Here is an 18,140-nt window from a genome sequence, read left to right on the forward strand (position 1 = left end):
TAAATTTATTTTACGGTTGTTCGAAAATAAAATATATAACATTTTAAATTAATCAAAGAATTATATTTTAATTATTTATATATTTTTAAAAATTTAAAAAGTGAACTAAAGATAGAGAAATCAGTAGAGAAAAAATGTACTTTTTTTAATGAAATTGTGTTAAAATGGATAGACTAAATGAACCAGAAAGTAAGACATCGTGGGAGAGAACAAAATGAATGAATTATTGCAAGATAGGGTACCGCCACAAAATATTGAAGCGGAACAAGCCGTTTTAGGTTCTATTTTCTTAGATGCAGATGTGCTAATAGAAGCGATGGAATATGTGGAACCTAAAGATTTCTATCGTCGTAGTCATCAGTTGATTTTCCAAACGATGATGACCTTAAGCGACCGAAATGAAGCGATTGATGTGGTAACAATCAAAGATCGCCTAGAACAAGAGAATTTGTTAGAAGATGTTGGTGGACTAAGTTATCTGTCAGATTTAGCTTTAGCTGTACCGACAGCTGCCAATGTCATTTATTATGCAAAAATTGTTGAACAAAAATCGTTGCTGCGCAACTTAATCCAAACCGCTACAGAGATTGTAACTAAAGGCTTTGAGCAAGGTGAAGATGTTGAATCTATTTTGGATGATGCAGAACGAAGCATTTTAGAAGTCTCCGAAAAGCGGAATCGTAGTGGCTTTTTATCAATTTCAGATGTTCTAAATACAACTATTGCCAATATTGACCAATTATACCAAAATGATGAAGAGATTACTGGTTTACCTACAGGCTATCAAGCGTTGGATAAAATGACTGCCGGCTTGCAAGCGGAAGAGCTAATTATTTTAGCGGCCCGTCCAGCGGTAGGGAAAACCGCTTTTGCTTTAAATATTGCCCAAAATGTCGGCACCAAAACAGATAAAGCTGTCGCTATTTTTAGTTTAGAAATGGGGGCAGAATCATTAGTGAACCGGATGCTTTGTGCAGAAGGATCCATTGAGGCCAGCCATTTAAGAACAGGGCAATTATCTGAAGAAGAATGGCAAAACTTAATTATTGCGATGGGTAGTTTGTCCCGTGCGAATATCTATATTGATGACACACCAGGGATTAAAATTACCGAAATTCGTGCGAAATGTCGTAAATTAGCACAAGAAAAAGGCAACCTAGGGCTAATTTTGATCGACTACCTACAACTGATTGAAGGAACTGGAAAAGAGAACCGCCAACAGGAGGTTTCTGATATTTCACGTCAATTAAAAAAATTAGCGAAAGAATTAAAAGTCCCGGTTATCGCTTTGTCCCAGCTTTCTCGTGGCGTGGAACAACGTCAAGATAAACGTCCTGTGTTAAGTGATATTCGTGAATCAGGATCCATTGAGCAAGATGCCGATATCGTTGCCTTTCTTTATCGTGATGATTACTATGATCGTGGTGAGGGAGAGGACGGCGATCATGAGCCACCAGAAGTTGACAATGTTGTAGAAGTTATCATTGAGAAAAACCGTAGTGGTGCGCGTGGAACGGTCGAATTACTTTTCATTAAAGAATATAATAAATTTTCTTCGCTTTCGCCGAGGACAGAATTTTAAAAAAACGAACTCATTTTTTGAGTTCGTTTTTTTAATGACTAAGGGATTAAAACCAGAGAGTAAAACACGAACAATATTCGTATATTTTATTGTTTTACAAAAACGCAACTAAAAATGTTCGTATTTTCGACAGAAACGCTTTTGATTGTGAAACAATATTCGATTTTTACCCTTGAAAGGGACTGGTTTTATTGGTACAATGATTCAGGACAAAAAAATTATGAACGAGGTGTTCGAATGTCATCAGTAGTAGTTGTTGGAACGCAATGGGGCGACGAAGGTAAAGGAAAAATTACAGACTTTCTAAGTGAAAACGCAGAAGTGATCGCTCGTTACCAAGGCGGAGATAACGCCGGACATACCATTAAATTCGACGGCGTAACGTATAAATTACATTTAATTCCTTCAGGGATTTTCTATAAAGAAAAAATTAGTGTAATTGGTAATGGCGTAGTTGTGAATCCAAAATCTTTAGTAAAAGAATTAGCTTATTTAAAAGAAAATAATGTTGCCACTGATAATTTACGTATTTCAGATCGGGCCCATGTCATCTTGCCGTATCATATTAAATTAGATCAATTGCAAGAAGATGCGAAAGGTGAAAATAAAATTGGGACAACGATTAAAGGAATTGGCCCAGCCTACATGGATAAAGCAGCACGGGTGGGAATCCGTATCGCTGATTTATTGGATAAAGAAATTTTTGCGGAACGTTTGCAAATTAACTTAGAAGAAAAAAATCGTCAATTCGTGAAAATGTTTGATAGCGAAGCCATTGAATTTGATGATATTTTTGAAGAATACTATGAATACGGACAACAAATTAAACAATATGTTACAGATACTTCGGTTATTTTAAACGATGCATTAGATGCTGGAAAACGAGTTTTATTTGAAGGGGCACAAGGTGTCATGTTGGATATCGATCAAGGAACCTATCCATTTGTTACTTCCTCTAATCCAGTAGCTGGTGGCGTAACTATCGGTAGTGGCGTTGGTCCATCAAAAATTAATAAAGTGGTTGGTGTCTGCAAAGCGTACACTTCACGTGTCGGTGACGGCCCATTCCCAACAGAATTATTTGATGAAACAGGAGAAACCATTCGTCGTGTCGGTAAAGAATACGGAACAACAACAGGACGTCCGCGTCGTGTCGGTTGGTTTGATTCAGTAGTTATGCGTCATTCAAAACGTGTATCAGGGATTACAAACTTGTCATTAAACTCGATTGACGTGTTAAGTGGTTTAGAAACGGTGAAAATTTGTACAGCCTATGAACTTGATGGTGAATTAATTTACCATTATCCAGCAAGCTTGAAAGAATTAAGCCGCTGTAAACCAGTTTATGAAGAATTACCAGGTTGGTCTGAAGATATCACTGGTTGCAAAACTTTAGCCGATTTACCAGCTAATGCTCGTAACTATGTGCATCGGATTTCAGAATTAGTTGGTGTGCGCATTTCAACATTCTCTGTAGGTCCAGACCGTAACCAAACGAACGTTTTAGAAAGCGTTTGGGCACAAATTTAAGCAGATTTTTAAGGGAACGTAAAGGATGGCTTATGCCAATTCAGCCTTTACGTTCTTTTTTAATTTTATATAAAAATGAAAAACTATGGTAAAATAAAAGAAAACATGAAGGGGGCAATTGTCCGTGAATTATCAATTAGTGACAGATTCTTGTTGTGACTTGCCGTATACATACTTAAAAGAAAACCAAGTACCTTTTATTAGCATGAATATTCAAATTGACGGGAAAGAATATCGCGATGATTTAGGTGAAACGTTTGATTATCAGAACTTCTTAACGGCTATTAAAAATGGAAGTATGCCCACTACGTCCCAAGTTAATGTGGGACGCTACAATGAATTTTTCCGTCCTTTTGTGGAGCAAGGGCTACCGGTGGTATATCTAGCTTTTTCATCTGGGCTAAGTGGCTCTTATCAAAGTGCGTTGCAATCAGTGGAGATGTTAAAAGAAGAGTACGATAATGTAGAAATTCATATTATTGACACAAAAGCAGCTAGCTTAGGTCAAGGGATGTTAGTCCGAGAAGCCATTCGATTACAAACAGATGGCCATTCATTAGGAGAAGTTGTCGCCTATATTGAAGAGCAAAAAATGAAACTTCATTCGTGGGTCACAGTAGATGATTTAAAGCATTTAGAACGTGGCGGACGGATTTCTAAAACAGTGGCTGCACTTGGTGGTTTAATGAACATTAAACCAATTATTCGCGTGGATGCGGCAGGCAAACTAGCATCCGTTGGTAAAACTCGTGGACGAAACAAGTCCTTGCAAAAGATTGCGCAAGAAACGATTCAAGGCATTGTAGAGCCAATGAAACAAACACTGTTGATTGCATATGCGGGAACGAAAGATGACGCGGAAAAAGTCAAAGAATTAATTGAAAAAGAAATAGAAGTTAATGAGATACTGATTTATCCTCTAGGACCCACCATTACTAGTCATACTGGAATAGGTTGTATTGCTGTGTTTTCTTTTGGTGAAAAAAGAAAATAAAAAATAGAGAAGTCATTTTTTAATGACTTCTCTATTTTTTTAATAATCTGAACTGAATAAAACGTCCATTTGTTTTTGAATTTCTGGGTTTTCCAAGAATTCATCATAGGTTGTTTCTGCACGGTCAATGACCCCTTTATCAGAAACAGCAATAATTCGGTTCGCTAATGTTTGAATAAATTGGTGGTCATGTGAAGCAAAAAGAATTGAACCAGTGAAAGCCATCAAACCATCATTTAACGCAGTGATTGATTCTAAGTCTAAGTGGTTCGTTGGATCATCTAAAACTAAGACATTGGCTTTGGAAAGCATTAATTTTGAAAGCATGACACGCACTTTTTCGCCTCCAGAAAGAACATTGACTGGTTTTAGTACCTCTTCACCAGAGAATAACATCCGACCTAAGAAACTACGTAAGAACGTATTGTCATCTTCTTCTTTACCAGCAAATTGACGTAACCAATCTAAAATGGTTAATGGCTCTTCAAAGTCTTTGCTGTTGTCTTTTGGTAAATAAGCTTGGCTGGTTGTAACACCCCAACGAACAGAACCTGTATCGGGAGTAATTTCGCCCATAATCACTTTGAATAACGTAGTCGTTGTAATATCTGAGTCAGCGATGAATGCCACTTTATCATCTTTTGTTAAGTTGAACGAGATATTATCTAAGATTTTTTTGCCATCAATCGTTACAGAGACATTTTCAACTTGTAATAAGTCATTGCCGATTTCACGTTCTGGTGTAAAACCAACGAATGGATAACGACGAGAGGAAGGTTGAATGTCATCTAAGGTAATTTTATCTAACATTTTTTTACGAGACGTTGCTTGTTTTGATTTTGAGGCATTGGCGCTAAAACGAGCGATAAAGTCTTGTAATTCTTTGATTTGTTCTTCTTTTTTAGCATTAGATTGTGCTTGTAATTTTGTTGCTAATTGACTTGATTCCAACCAGAAATCATAGTTACCAACGTAAAGTTTGATTTTACTAAAGTCTAAATCTGCCATGTGGGTGCAGACTTTATTTAGGAAATGACGGTCATGGGAAACCACGATAACGGTATTTTCAAAGTTAATCAAAAATTCTTCTAACCAATTGATTGAGCGGGTGTCTAAACCATTTGTCGGCTCGTCTAATAGTAAGACATCTGGTTTACCAAAAAGAGATTGAGCCAGTAACACTTTGACTTTTTGACCAGCTGTTAATTCGCTCATTTTTTGATCATGTAATTCTTCTGGAATGTTTAGCCCTTGGAGTAAAACAGCTGCTTCAGGTTCTGCTTCCCAACCGTCAAGTTCAGCAAATTCACCTTCTAGTTCTGCGGCACGAATCCCATCTTCATCTGAAAAATCTTCTTTCATATAGATAGCATCTTTTTCTTTCATTACTTCGTAAAGACGTTTATGTCCCATAATTACAGTTTCTAAAACAGTGTAGTCTTCGTAGTCAAAATGATTTTGTTTCAGCGTTGCTAGTCGCTCATTAGGACCCATTGAAACCACGCCGGTTGTCGGTTGAATCTCACCTGATAAAATTTTAAGAAACGTTGATTTTCCTGCACCGTTTGCGCCGATTAAGCCGTAACAGTTGCCAGGAGTAAATTTAATATTCACTTCTTCAAAAAGTTTACGATCTGGAAATTGTAAACTTACATCATTAACAGTAATCAATTGTTTTCCTCGCTTTTAATATATTCTTGAACCTCTCTGCATTATATCGGCTACAGAACCTTTTTTCAAGGAGTTTCAATCTTTTTACAGAAACGAATAAAAAGGAGGGTTTTTTATAGAAAAAAGGCGCTTTTTTTAAAATGTTTCATGTGAAACAGTAATATTTTTCATGAAAGGGTTTTTAGTGTATTTTTTTAATGATACACTGTATCATGTAAATTAATTAGTGTATCGATTAAAGGAGCCATCAAAAATGAAGCGGATTGAAAAAATCTATCAATATGTTAAAGAGCAAACGAAGAATTTAACGCCAATGACCTTAACAAGTGATGCGGGAGTCACGACACAAGAAATTTCAGAACGTTTAAACATTCAGCGAACCAATGCTAGTAAAGATTTGAATCAACTCGTTCGTGAAGGGCGCTTGAAAAAATTATCTGGTCGTCCAGTAAAATATGTCGCGCAGGTGGCGTTTCAGCATCGACCATTAACCAAGCCAGTTAAAAGTTATCGGGAAAAATCAATGGACCACTCCCCAAAAACTTTTATCGAACCATTGGTTGAACCAGTAGTCACGACAAGTAAAACCCCAGAAGTTGAAGATATTTTCAAAAAAATTATCGGTTCAGCTGGAAGTATGAAAACGCCGGTTGAACAAGCCAAAGCCGCGATTTTATATCCGCCAAAAGGCTTGAATTGTTTAATTACTGGACCAACAGGTTCTGGGAAAACTTATTTTGCTCACGCCATGTTTCAATTTGCGAAGCTGAACCAAATTGTGGCCAAAGAAAAAGAGTTTGTGGTGTTTAACTGTGCAGACTATGCGCATAATCCAGAACTTTTGATGTCGCATTTATTTGGGTATGTAGAAGGGGCCTTCACAGGCGCTACGAAAGCGAAAGAAGGGATTATTGATGAAGCAGATGGCAGCATTCTGTTTTTAGATGAAGTACATCGGTTACCACCAGAAGGACAAGAAATGATATTTTATTTTATGGATCACGGCGTGTACGCGCGTTTAGGTGAAACAGTGAAATCACATCATGCGGATGTTCGGATTATTTGTGCTACGACGGAGAATCCCACTTCTTCTTTATTGAATACTTTTGTGCGACGCATTCCGATTATCATTCAATTACCCAACTTCAGTGACCGTCCTGCCAAAGAAAAAATTGACCTCCTAAAAGTAATGGTTTCAATGGAAGCAGCGCGGATTCAACGGCGAATCTCTTTGTCAGAAGATGTGGTCAAAGCGTTAATTGGAAGTGTTTCTTATGGAAATGTCGGTCAGCTAAAATCGAATGTGCAACTTGTGACTGCGCGAGGATTCCTTAACCAGATGGAACAAGAGGAATTAATGATTACGATGGACGAATTGACGGACAATATTAAAGAAGGCATTATGCAACTTGCCAGCAATCGAGAAGTATTGTCGGAGTTATCGAAATATCTGGAACCGCAATTAGTGGTATCACCAAATGAATCTTTAGTAGCTATTCAGTCAGATGCCTATGAATTGCCTTACAATCTATATGAGATTATTGGAGATAAAGCGGCGCTCTTAAAAGCAGACGGCTTGGACCAAGAACTGATTAATAATTTTATTACAACGGATATCAATGTTCATTTAAAATCTTTCTACAAGGATTATGGGTTCACCTTTGATACAGAAAATAAATTGGCTGAAATTGTTGACCAACGAATTATTGATGTCACTAAGAAAATTTATAATTTTGCAGCGGAGCGGTTATCGTATTCGTTTCAACCCAACTTTATTTATGCAATGAGTTTACACATTAGTTCTTTCTTGAAACGCATCCAATTAGGCAAAGATCCTAAACATCCTTTAAATGAAAGTATTCGAAATATGGTTTTAGATTATCCAACAGAGTTTGAAACAGCGAAAGAAATTAAAAATATTATTGAAAGTAGTTATCAGATGGAGATTCCTGAATCTGAAAGTTACTATTTAGCTGTTTTGCTCATTTCTTTAAGAGAAAATCCTGAGGCTGGCCGGATTGGCATTGTCGTGGCTGCGCACGGAAATAGCACCGCTAGCAGTATGGTACAAGTGGTTTCTCAATTGTTAAATGTTGATAATTTGAAGGCTGTGGATATGCCCTTAGATATGCCACCGAAAGAAGCTTTGCGTAAAATCGTTGAAGCAGTTGGCGAAGTGAATGAAGAAAATGGCGTACTATTATTGGTGGACATGGGTTCATTAAGTACGTTTTCAGAAGAAATTGTACGCCAGACAGGCATTGATGTGCGGACAGTCGACATGGTGACCACGCCAATTGTTCTTGAAGCGGCCCGCAAAACCGCATTAATTGATACACAATTGGAAACACTTCACGAGTCCTTAAAAAACTTTCATGGCTATGCCGATATTCGCCAAAGTGAAACGAAACAAATCATTGAAAATTGGAAAACAAGAGCAATTATTGCTATCTGTGCTTCTGGAGAAGGAACTGCGCGCCGAATGAAAGAGCTTATTGAGGAAGCTGTCTTGCCACAAATAGACTGGCATTTAGAAGTGATTCCTTTGTCCATTGTAAATATGAAAGAAGTCTTGCCTAAAATTCAAGAAGACTATGAAATTATTGCGACAACTGGGATTACCAATCCCAAAATTGGTGTTCCTTATATTTCCATGGAAAATTTCTTTTCAGGTGAAGCAGAAAAAATTATTCAGCAATTACTAGCAGAGCGGAAAGAAGAAGTGATGAATAAGCCGTTGGACGAAGCGGCAGCAAAAGAAATTTGTCTCAAATATATGGAGCAAAGTTTCACTTTTATTAATGGAAAAAAAATCATTGATCTGTTGTGGTCATTCGCTAAAAATATCCAAACCCAATTAGCAATGCCAGAAGAGTACACATTTTACATCAATTTGATTATGCACACATCGGGCATGTTGGAGCGTATTTTACGGAATGATACACTAACGGTTTCAGAAAAGGAACTTGGTCGATTGGTTCAAGAGCCAATTTATCCAGTGATTGTGGCCTCAATTGAAACTATGGAAGAAGCTCTTAATGTGGTTGTTCCTGCAGAAGAAGTTTATTTTATCGCACAGTTAGTCAAAAATGCCCAGTGTATCGAAGATAAAATCACCGAAATTGATACACTAGATTAATACAGAAAAAACAATACACTATTTATTAGTGTATTGTTTTTTTAAAATTATTAAAAAAACCTATAATTTTCTAGGTTTTGGAACGATACACTAAAGTTGGCACGAAACTTGCTTATAATAAGGTGTCCCTTTTTACTTAACATTTTTAAGTAAGAAGACAAAGGTCCTAACCTTTAAAAATGAATTTAAAGGAGCATTCCCAATGGTAATGGATATTCGTTTAGCTCGAATTGATGATCGATTAATTCATGGCCAAGTAGCAACTGTTTGGGCAAAATTGACGAACATTAATCGTATTTTAGTGGTTAGTGATTCCGTTGCTCATGACAATTTGAGAAAAGCCTTGTTGGTTCAAGCTGCTCCACCTGGTGTCAAAGTAAATGTTATCACTGTTCAAAAAATGATTGATGTTTACCCTGATCCTCGTTTTGATTCGTTTCGAGCCATGTTGTTATTCACTAATCCTTTGGACGTGAAACGAGTGGTCGAAGGCGGTGTACAACTAACTTCTGTGAATATTGGCGGAATGAGTTTCAGTACAGGCAAGCGAATGATTACGAATGCAGTCGCAGTGGATGCCAACGATTTAAAAGCATTTCTGTTTTTAAATGAACAAGGTATTGAATTGGAAATTCGAAAAGTCGCAGCAGACAGCCAAGTGAATTTGATGGATTTACTGAAAAAAGAGCGTAGCAAAGAAAATAACGCCAGCTGACGTTAATTTTTACAGACGAAAGACATTGAAAGGATGTGGTGGCCTAGGACCAACATCATTGCTTCATGAACTGTATTGATAAAGGCAAGTGCTGATGTTGAAAAAAATCAAGAACTATTGAAATTTTTTCATTTATTTTTGTCAGAATCTGATTTATCTGATTTTTTTCAAAAAGTGAAAGCGTTTAGCAGTACAACCATGAAAAAAAACATCAATTATACAGGAGGTATAAAAATGGTAGGAATTATCCTAGCAAGTCACGGTGAATTTGCTGAAGGGATCTTGCAATCTGGTGCAATGATCTTTGGCGAACAAGAAAATGTAAAAGCAGTTACGTTAATGCCTAGCGAAGGTCCCGATGATGTAAAAGCAAAAATGCAAGAAGCCATTGCATCGTTTGACAATCAAGACGAAGTACTATTTTTAGTTGACCTATGGGGAGGAACACCATTTAACCAAGCGAACTCATTGTTAGAAGATCATAAAGACAAATGGGCAATCGTTGCAGGTATGAACTTACCAATGGTTATTGAAGCATATGCTTCTCGTTTCTCTATGGAATCAGCACAAGAAATTGCGACACACATTCTTGAAACAGCAAAAGATGGTGTCAAAGTTAAACCAGAAGAGTTACAACCAGCAGAAGCACCAAAAGCTGCTGCGACAGAAGATGCGCAGCCAAAAGGTTCATTACCACCAGGTACAGTTGTTGGCGATGGCAAAATTAAATTTGTGCTAGCACGTATTGATTCACGTTTATTACATGGTCAAGTAGCAACAGCTTGGACAAAAGCAACACAACCAAACAGAATTATTGTTGTTTCTGATGCCGTTGCAAAAGACGACTTACGTAAGAAATTAATCGAACAGGCAGCTCCTCCAGGAGTAAAAGCCAATGTTGTTCCAATCAGTAAAATGATTGAAGTAGCGAAAGATCCACGTTTTGGCAATACAAAAGCATTATTATTATTTGAAAATCCTGAAGACGTCTTAAAAGTGGTTGAAGGCGGCGTAGAAATTCCAGAAGTAAACGTTGGTTCAATGGCTCACTCTGTTGGGAAAGTCGTTGTAAGCAAAGTATTATCAATGGGTCAAGAAGACGTTGATACGTTTGATGAATTAAAAGCCAAAGGCATCAAATTTGATGTGCGTAAAGTGCCAAATGATTCAAAAGCGAATATGGACGAAATTTTGAAAAAAGCAAAAAATGAGTTAGCAAACGCGTAACTCGCCAAATACAAATCAAAATAGGAGGCTTATCATGTCTGTTATATCAATTATTTTAGTTTTACTCGTTGCCTTTCTAGCTGGTATGGAAGGGATTTTGGATGAGTTCCAATTCCACCAACCGTTAGTAGCATGTACATTAATCGGATTAGTTACTGGTAATTTAGAAGCCGGAATTGTTTTAGGTGGTACTTTACAAATGATCGCGTTAGGTTGGGCGAACATTGGGGCTGCCGTTGCACCGGATGCCGCTTTAGCATCTGTTGCTTCAGCAATTATTTTAGTTTTAGGTGGCCAAGGTGTTAAAGGTGTTCCTTCAGCGATTGCCATCGCAGTTCCTTTAGCGGTTGCAGGTTTATTCTTAACAATGATCGTTCGGACAGTTGCGGTTCCAATCGTTCACATGATGGACGCGGCTGCTGAAAAAGGCAACATTAAACAAGTTGAAATGTTACACATTTTCGCTGTATGTTTACAAGGGATTCGGATTGCAATTCCAGCAGGTGCTTTACTATTCATTCCTGCTGACACTGTTCGTAATTTCTTAGAATCAATGCCAGCTTGGTTAACTGATGGTATGGCTATCGGTGGTGGTATGGTCGTTGCCGTAGGTTATGCATTAGTAATCAACATGATGGCAACAAAAGAAGTATGGCCATTCTTCATTATCGGTTTCGTAGTCGCAGCGATTTCTCAATTAACATTAATCGCATTAGGTGCTTTAGGTGTCGCTTTAGCTCTTATTTACTTGAACTTATCTAAAATGGGCGGTTCTTCTAACTCAAATGGCGGAGGCAACTCTGGCGACCCATTAGGCGATATTTTAAACGACTACTAATTCTGAAGGAGGAGCAAAGAAAATGGCAGAAAAAATTCAATTAACTAAAAAAGATCGTTTAGCTGTAGCTTGGCGTTCAACATTTATCCAAGGTTCTTGGAACTATGAACGTATGCAAAACGGCGGCTGGGCATTCTCAATGATTCCAGCAATCAAAAAATTATATAAAACGAAAGAAGAACGTTCAGCGGCGTTAAAACGTCACTTAGAGTTCTTTAATACACACCCATACATTGCCTCACCAATTCTTGGTGTAACATTAGCTTTGGAAGAAGAACGTGCCAATGGCGCACCAGTTGATGACGTAGCGATTCAAGGGGTTAAAGTTGGGATGATGGGTCCTTTAGCCGGTGTCGGTGACCCAGTTTTCTGGTTTACTGTTCGTCCAATGTTAGGAGCTTTAGGTGCTTCCTTAGCAATGGGTGGTAACATCTTAGGCCCAATCTTATTCTTCGTTGCTTGGAACTTAATTCGTTGGTCATTCATGTGGTATACACAAGAGTTTGGTTACAAAGCAGGTTCTAAAATTACTGATGACCTTTCAGGTGGTTTACTACAAGATATTACAAAAGGTGCTTCTATTTTAGGGATGTTCGTACTGGCCGCATTGGTTCAACGTTGGGTATCGATTAAGTTCTTACCAATTGTCTCACAAGTTAAGTTAGACAAAGGTGCTTATATCGAGTGGGATAAACTTCCTGCTGGCGGTGAAGGAATGCATAAAGCCTTTGAACAAGTGAACCAAGGCTTGGCGCTTTCACCAACGAAAGTTACTACTTTACAAGATAACTTAGATCAATTGATTCCAGGTCTAGCACCATTACTACTTACATTCTTATGTATGTGGTTATTGAAGAAAAAAGTTAGCCCAATCATTATCATTCTTGGTTTATTCGTAGTCGGCGTTGTCGGCCACTTAATCGGCTTATTATAATAATGACGAAGTAAGTTCATTACTTCTAATCAAAAAAAGCGGAAGAGAAGTCGAGAAACTTTTCTTCCGCTTTTTTAAACAAAGATGTAATTTTGTTTGTTTCGATCAGGAAAGAAACGTATAATAAAGAGGAATTAGTCGAATGAAATGGAGCAGATAACATGGTACAATCATTAAACACAAAAGTTGATTTAGTTATAGATGCGACGGCATTTACAGGATTAACAGATTATGGACAAATTATGATAGGTGACCGCGGGTTTGAATTTTACCATGCTAAAGATCCACGTAAGTTTATCCAAATTCCGTGGGAAGAAGTCGATTACGTGTTGGCTTCAGTAATGTTCAAAGGAAAATGGATTCCTCGTTATGCGATTCAAACCAAGAAAAATGGGACGTATACGTTTGCTTCAAAAGAGCCGAAGCGAGTGTTACGAGCTATTCGTGAATATGTTGACCCAGATCATATGGTCCAATCTTTGAGTTTCTTTGATGTCATAAAAAGAGGGATCCTCTCAATCGGAAAAAAGAAAAAATAATTTATAACTGTTACTTTTTTATAAACTAGATGAAAAAGTAGCGGTTTTTTTGTGGAAAAACGAGGGACTTATTTATACAAAAAAGGCACAATTGTGCATCAAAAAAGAGACAATCAAGTGATACGTTGTTTTTAATGGAGTTATCATTTAAATGGTTTTCAGAAAGCACGATGAAAATATTTGACACCTTGTAAAATAGTAGTAACATAATAAGTGTAATAAATTATTTTATAGAGGAGTGAGTGTCATGGAACAACGACAACATCATGGAATAGATTGGGGTTCATTAGTATTAGGAATTCTATTTGTTCTGACTGCATTAATTTCTTTTCAAAATCCTGCCGGTAATTTAATTGCCATTGTGATGGTTTTTGCGATTTTTGCTATTATTAAAGGAGTTTTCGAAATTTTTGTACGTAATCGTATGAAAGAATTGCTAGGCTACAAAGCTTATGCACCAATCATCTTAGGGATTATTGATATCCTAATTGGTGTTTACTTATTGTTTAACTTAAATATTGGTGTCGCTGTGTTACCATTTGTCTTTGCAATTTGGTTTTTATTCGACTCAATTTTCGGCTTATTTACTTTAGATTTTGCTAAACGAGTAAGCACAGGTTACTTTTGGTTCACATTAATTGTTGACGTTTTAGGGATTATCTTAGGTGTAATGTTATTATTTAATCCATTGTCTTCAGCATTAACTCTAAGCTTCTTAGTTGGCTTCTACTTTATGATGTTTGGTATTAGCAATATTGTATATGCTTTTAGATAAAAGAAGTAAAAAAACAGGTTTTCCGAAAAGGAAAACCTGTTTTTTTTTAATAACGACGGTGGCAGTTGCCATTATTTCCCGAAATTGTTCGAACAAGCCACACGATAATCGCTACGGGAACTAAAATTTTTACTGCTAGCCACAATAAGCTTCCCACGATACCGACAACGGCACTAAAGAGTGAACCGACAACTAAAAATAAAAGGACCACTAAAAGAATATTTATAAACATTGGTCGTTGATTATTCATACGTACTACCTCCAAATTTTTCCTGTTTTCTATATACAGAGTATAGCAAGAAAGCGCAACAAACACCTCCATCGGAAGGCTGATTTTTTTCTCTGGCGAATGATGGAGCCGCTGTTGGTTATTTTGGACTTTCTTATTGAAATAATCAGAATATTCTGGTGTATAATTATAAAAAAGGATTTAAAGTGAGGGATTGGATGTCGACTGAGGGATTAATCGCTTTGTTAGAAAAGAAACGAAATCATTTAAGTAAAATTGAAAATCAAGTATTGGATTATATTTTGACGCATATGACGGAAATTAGTTCACAAACCATTTATGAGGTGGCGCAGGCGTTGTTTGTCTCAACAGCCACTATTTCTCGAACAGCAAAACACTTAGGTTATCGAGGCTTCCAAGAATTAAAATACGCGATCGTCCAATCGGTGCAGAGCGAGAGCACAGAAAGCGATAGTCGTAGTTTTCAAGCTATTACGCAACAGTTGATTGCCAATGTGCAAGATAGTTTTCAACAAATGGATGAAGCCAAAGTCGCGGAAATGCTTAAAATGATTGAGCGTGCGAATACGATTGAAGTGTTCGGTGTTGGTGGCAGTTTTCCTATTTGTACTGATTTTGCACGAAAGCTAACATTTTTAGGAAAAAAAGCCTATGCACGATCTGATTGGGATGAACAAGCGGCAGCAGTTAAGAATCTGGATGGACAGGATTTAGCCATTTTTATCAGTTATACAGGAGAAACTAAGGGGATTTTAGCGTATGCACGTGTAGCGCAGGAACAGCAAGTGCCGATGATTAGTTTGATTTCGACTAAAGGAAGCACCTTGGAAAAATTGTCGACGACGACGTTATTTGCCAAAGGGACGACACGTTATCATCAGCGCGTGGATTTAAGTTCAAGAATTGCTGTCATTTGTTTGTTCGATACGGTTTTATTAATGTATGCAGAGGCAAAGCAGCCGCGGTAATTTTATGCAACACCATGCTAAATGATGTAAGGGGATACAGAAAGAGTGTAGCCTCTTTTTTCTTTGTTTTGGGCTAGTTATAATGAGGGCAATGAATGTAAACGCAATCATTTTTAGTTTTGTAAAGAATGAATGGAGGAGTTAAGAAATGGCAGCAAAGAAAAAGAAAGCGACTTTCTGGGAGTTTTTTCAAGGATTAGGCAAAACGTTTATGTTACCAGTGGCTTTATTAGCTTTTATGGGGATTTTATTGGGATTAGGAAGTTCTTTTTCCAGTGAATCTATGATTGAAACAATCCCGTTTTTAGGAAAGCCCGCAGTAAAAATTATTTTCCAATTTATGTCGACAATTGGTGGTTTTGCGTTTGCTTATTTACCTGTCATGTTTGCAATGGCTATTCCGTTGGGATTAGTTCGGAAAGAAAAAGGTATTGCTGCGTTCTCAGGTTTCGTAGGCTATACGGTGATGAATTTAGCGATTAATTTCTATTTAGTGCAGACGAATCGCCTCGTGGATCCTGAACAGTTACGAGAAGCCGGCCAAGGAATGGTTTTTGGGATTCAAACGATTGAAATGGGTGTTCTCGGTGGAATTATCGCTGGGCTTATTGTATATAAGTTGCATAATCGATTTTATACGGTGCAACTACCAGATAGTTTTGCCTTCTTTTCTGGCGCACGGTTTGTGCCAATTATTACTTCATTCGTGATGGCATTCGTGGGCTTAGTAATTCCGTTAGTTTGGCCACTTTTCGCGCTAATGATTATGGCGATTGGCCAACTTATCCAACGTTCTGGTATTTTTGGGCCTTTTCTGTTTGGTTCAGGGGAACGGCTACTGTTACCGTTTGGGTTGCATCATATTTTAGTTTCTATGATTCGTTTTACTGAAGCAGGTGGTTCAGCGGTGGTGGCTGGCAAAGAAGTGTTTGGTGCGTTAAATATTTTCTATGCAGAATTGCAAAATAATTTACCGATTTCACCAAGTGCAACAGCTTTCTTGTCACAAGGGAAAATGCCGACCTTTATTTTTGGCTTGCCAGCGGCGGCGCTTGCGATGTATCATACTGCAGCTCCGGCGAATCGACATAAGATTAAAGGCTTACTCCTTTCAGGTGTGATTGCTACGGCTATCACTGGCATTACAGAACCAATTGAATTTTTATTCTTATTTATTAGTCCATTATTATGGCTGTTTCATGTTATTATGACTGGTCTAGGTTTCATGGTAATGGCTTTATTGGGTGTTGTGATTGGGAACACTGATGGGGGACTACTGGACTTTATTATTTTTGGCTTGTTACAAGGAACTTATACAAAATGGTGGTGGGTTCTCATTGTCGGCGCTATCTGGTTTGTTATTTATTATTTCGTCTTTAAAACAGTCATTGTAACCTTTGATTTAAAAACACCTGGACGAGACAAGATCTTAGATGAGACTGAATACACCGATCAAGAAGTTCAATATAAGAAAACGGGTGGCTATGATGCGCCTGGGATTTTAGCGGCTTTGGGTGGGCAAGAGAATATTCAAGCTATTGATAATTGCATTACGCGTTTACGTTTAGTGTTAGCAGATGCTAATAAAGTAGATGATGACAAATTAAAGCAATTAGGGGCTTTAGGTGTCGTGCATTTAGATGCGCAGAATGTGCAAGTGATTATCGGAACCAAAGTGACAACGGTCCGTAATCAATTAGAGATGATTTTAGGTTAGAAAAAAGACAGAAGGTGAAGAGTGTGTCGTTTGATAAAGCAATTGATCGACGAGGAACGTATTGTACACAGTGGGATTTTGTAGAAGATAGATTTGGGGAAGCGGACTTGCTTCCCTTCACTATTTCCGATACGGATTTTGCTGTGCCAGAGGCAGTTCTGGCAACATTACAGGAGCGTTTGAAACATCCCGTATTTGGCTATACGAGGTGGAACCATCCGCAATTAAAAGAAGCAATTCAAACGTGGTACCAGACAAGATTCCAGACGAAGATTGAAGGACACTGGATTATGTATACTCCGACCGTTATCTATGGGATTTCTGCGTTGATTCAGTTATTAACTAACGAAGGAGAGGGCGTTATTTTACAAACCCCTGCATATGATGCATTTTTTAAAGTTATTCAGGAAAATAAGCGGCAAGTAGTGGCGAATGAGCTGCTTTATCAAGAGAAGCGCTACAGTATTGATTTTATTGATTTAGAAAAAAGATTAGCGCAACCAGAAAATCGTTGTTTACTTTTATGTTCCCCGCATAATCCAACAGGACGTGTTTGGGCGCAATGGGAATTAGAGCGAATGGTTTCATTGTGCCAACAGTATGATGTGTTTTTACTATCTGATGAAATTCATATGGATATCGTTAATAAAGGCCATGTGCATCGACCAATTACGCAGTTTAATTATAAAAAATCTGCCATTATTACCAGTGGCACGAAAACCTTTAATTTTCCAGGGCTGATTTTTGCTTACGCCTTAATTCCAGATAACGAATTGCGTGACGCTTTTCAGCTCAAATTAAAAAACGCCGATGGTTTATCATCAACCAGTATTTTGGGAATGCTAGCAACCATGACGGCCTATCAAAAATGTGGTACTTGGGTTGACGAGTTGAATGATTATTTAGCGGAGAACCAACATTACGTGAAAGATTTTTTACAGACATATTTGCCAAAAATTAAAGTGACGGAGCTGGAAGCCACTTACTTAATGTGGTTGGATGTATCAGCGGCAGTTCCAGATGTGGCTCGCTTACAAGAGGCTTTAGTTTCTGTGGGGAAAGTCGCCATTATGGACGGCTCGATTTATGGCGGTAATGGACAACGATTTTTACGGTTAAATATTGGCTGTTCGCAAGCAAAACTACACGAGGGACTTGAAAGGATGCGTCGAGGTTTTGAAGCTGTTTTACAAAAGGGTGGCACAGAATCAGCGCCTGGGAATAATTGAGAAAAGATAGCATTCCGAAAATGGTTGCAGTA

15 protein-coding genes are annotated in these 18,140 nt (G+C 37.8%); 13 read left to right on the forward strand and 2 right to left on the reverse strand.

The features are described 5' to 3' along the window. Window positions 1-214: 214 nt before the first annotated feature. The 3 genes from dnaB to IGI87_RS00070 all read left to right on the forward strand — a co-directional run bounded on the left by dnaB (window position 215) and on the right by IGI87_RS00070 (window position 4,106). On the forward strand, window positions 215-1,582 hold the full coding sequence (dnaB, locus tag IGI87_RS00060) for a replicative DNA helicase (protein ID WP_002381331.1): 1,368 nt from the start codon (window positions 215-217) through the stop codon (window positions 1,580-1,582). Between the two features lie 237 nt (window positions 1,583-1,819). Further along, window positions 1,820-3,112 carry an adenylosuccinate synthase gene (locus IGI87_RS00065; protein ID WP_002359213.1) on the forward strand — a complete coding sequence of 431 codons (1,293 nt, stop codon included), beginning with the start codon at window positions 1,820-1,822 and terminating at the stop codon, window positions 3,110-3,112. A gap of 124 nt (window positions 3,113-3,236) precedes the next feature. Beyond that, entirely contained in the window at window positions 3,237-4,106 is an 870-nt protein-coding gene (locus tag IGI87_RS00070) for a DegV family protein (protein ID WP_438735974.1), read from the forward strand. A 39-nt stretch (window positions 4,107-4,145) separates the two neighbouring features. On the opposite strand, the gene IGI87_RS00075 is transcribed toward IGI87_RS00070, so the two are convergent. Next, a complete protein-coding gene (locus IGI87_RS00075; RefSeq protein WP_002359215.1) occupies window positions 4,146-5,777 on the reverse strand; it encodes an ABC-F family ATP-binding cassette domain-containing protein in 1,632 nt (543 codons plus the stop codon). Between the two features lie 253 nt (window positions 5,778-6,030). Here IGI87_RS00075 and IGI87_RS00080 point away from each other — a divergent pair, with 253 nt between their 5' ends. The 7 genes from IGI87_RS00080 (at window position 6,031) to IGI87_RS00110 (ending at window position 13,944) form a co-directional block, all read left to right on the forward strand. After that, on the forward strand, window positions 6,031-8,916 hold the full coding sequence (locus IGI87_RS00080) for a sigma 54-interacting transcriptional regulator (RefSeq protein WP_438735975.1): 2,886 nt from the start codon (window positions 6,031-6,033) through the stop codon (window positions 8,914-8,916). 202 nt (window positions 8,917-9,118) lie between these two features. Then, the gene (locus IGI87_RS00085; RefSeq protein WP_002385473.1) at window positions 9,119-9,631 is read left to right on the forward strand and encodes a mannose/fructose/sorbose PTS transporter subunit IIB; all 513 of its coding nucleotides are present in this window, start codon (window positions 9,119-9,121) and stop codon (window positions 9,629-9,631) included. A gap of 234 nt (window positions 9,632-9,865) precedes the next feature. After that, window positions 9,866-10,858, forward strand: coding sequence for a mannose/fructose/sorbose PTS transporter subunit IIB (locus IGI87_RS00090; RefSeq protein WP_104853923.1), 993 nt, complete (start codon window positions 9,866-9,868; stop codon window positions 10,856-10,858). 34 nt (window positions 10,859-10,892) lie between these two features. Next, entirely contained in the window at window positions 10,893-11,696 is an 804-nt protein-coding gene (locus tag IGI87_RS00095; protein ID WP_002356031.1) for a PTS mannose/fructose/sorbose transporter subunit IIC, read from the forward strand. A 22-nt stretch (window positions 11,697-11,718) separates the two neighbouring features. Beyond that, window positions 11,719-12,630 (forward strand): PTS system mannose/fructose/sorbose family transporter subunit IID, encoded by a 912-nt coding sequence (locus tag IGI87_RS00100; RefSeq protein WP_113795122.1) that lies wholly within the window; start codon window positions 11,719-11,721, stop codon window positions 12,628-12,630. Window positions 12,631-12,791: 161 nt separating this feature from the next. After that, a complete protein-coding gene (locus IGI87_RS00105; RefSeq protein ID WP_002356033.1) occupies window positions 12,792-13,169 on the forward strand; it encodes a DUF956 family protein in 378 nt (125 codons plus the stop codon). 247 nt (window positions 13,170-13,416) lie between these two features. Beyond that, window positions 13,417-13,944 (forward strand): HdeD family acid-resistance protein, encoded by a 528-nt coding sequence (locus tag IGI87_RS00110; protein ID WP_104853912.1) that lies wholly within the window; start codon window positions 13,417-13,419, stop codon window positions 13,942-13,944. A gap of 46 nt (window positions 13,945-13,990) precedes the next feature. On the opposite strand, the gene IGI87_RS00115 is transcribed toward IGI87_RS00110, so the two are convergent. Further along, window positions 13,991-14,194, reverse strand: a complete 204-nt coding sequence (locus IGI87_RS00115) for a hypothetical protein (RefSeq protein WP_002383512.1) — start codon at window positions 14,192-14,194, stop codon at window positions 13,991-13,993. Between the two features lie 197 nt (window positions 14,195-14,391). On the opposite strand from IGI87_RS00115, the gene IGI87_RS00120 reads away from it, so the two are divergent. The 3 genes from IGI87_RS00120 (at window position 14,392) to IGI87_RS00130 (ending at window position 18,108) form a co-directional block, all read left to right on the forward strand. Then, on the forward strand, window positions 14,392-15,162 hold the full coding sequence (locus IGI87_RS00120; protein ID WP_113795119.1) for a MurR/RpiR family transcriptional regulator: 771 nt from the start codon (window positions 14,392-14,394) through the stop codon (window positions 15,160-15,162). A gap of 148 nt (window positions 15,163-15,310) precedes the next feature. Further along, window positions 15,311-16,879, forward strand: coding sequence for a maltose/glucose-specific PTS transporter subunit IIBC (gene malX / locus IGI87_RS00125; RefSeq protein WP_438735977.1), 1,569 nt, complete (start codon window positions 15,311-15,313; stop codon window positions 16,877-16,879). 14 nt (window positions 16,880-16,893) lie between these two features. Continuing rightward, on the forward strand, window positions 16,894-18,108 hold the full coding sequence (locus IGI87_RS00130) for a MalY/PatB family protein (RefSeq protein ID WP_438735979.1): 1,215 nt from the start codon (window positions 16,894-16,896) through the stop codon (window positions 18,106-18,108). Window positions 18,109-18,140 lie beyond the last annotated feature (32 nt).

Source organism: Enterococcus sp. DIV1444a (assembly GCF_051712125.1).
Classification (GTDB): domain Bacteria; phylum Bacillota; class Bacilli; order Lactobacillales; family Enterococcaceae; genus Enterococcus; species Enterococcus faecalis.

Excerpts from the sequence above, each read along its gene's own strand:
- dnaB (WP_002381331.1), top strand. The coding sequence starts at position 215 with ATGAATGAATTATTGCAAGATAGGGTACCGCCACAAAATATTGAAGCG.
- IGI87_RS00065 (WP_002359213.1), top strand. The coding sequence starts at position 1,820 with ATGTCATCAGTAGTAGTTGTTGGAACGCAATGGGGCGACGAAGGTAAA.
- IGI87_RS00080 (WP_438735975.1), top strand. The coding sequence starts at position 6,031 with ATGAAGCGGATTGAAAAAATCTATCAATATGTTAAAGAGCAAACGAAG.
- IGI87_RS00085 (WP_002385473.1), top strand. The coding sequence starts at position 9,119 with ATGGTAATGGATATTCGTTTAGCTCGAATTGATGATCGATTAATTCAT.
- IGI87_RS00090 (WP_104853923.1), top strand. The coding sequence starts at position 9,866 with ATGGTAGGAATTATCCTAGCAAGTCACGGTGAATTTGCTGAAGGGATC.
- IGI87_RS00095 (WP_002356031.1), top strand. The coding sequence starts at position 10,893 with ATGTCTGTTATATCAATTATTTTAGTTTTACTCGTTGCCTTTCTAGCT.
- IGI87_RS00100 (WP_113795122.1), top strand. The coding sequence starts at position 11,719 with ATGGCAGAAAAAATTCAATTAACTAAAAAAGATCGTTTAGCTGTAGCT.
- IGI87_RS00105 (WP_002356033.1), top strand. The coding sequence starts at position 12,792 with ATGGTACAATCATTAAACACAAAAGTTGATTTAGTTATAGATGCGACG.
- IGI87_RS00110 (WP_104853912.1), top strand. The coding sequence starts at position 13,417 with ATGGAACAACGACAACATCATGGAATAGATTGGGGTTCATTAGTATTA.
- IGI87_RS00115 (WP_002383512.1), bottom strand. The coding sequence starts at position 14,194 with ATGAATAATCAACGACCAATGTTTATAAATATTCTTTTAGTGGTCCTT.
- IGI87_RS00120 (WP_113795119.1), top strand. The coding sequence starts at position 14,392 with ATGTCGACTGAGGGATTAATCGCTTTGTTAGAAAAGAAACGAAATCAT.
- malX (WP_438735977.1), top strand. The coding sequence starts at position 15,311 with ATGGCAGCAAAGAAAAAGAAAGCGACTTTCTGGGAGTTTTTTCAAGGA.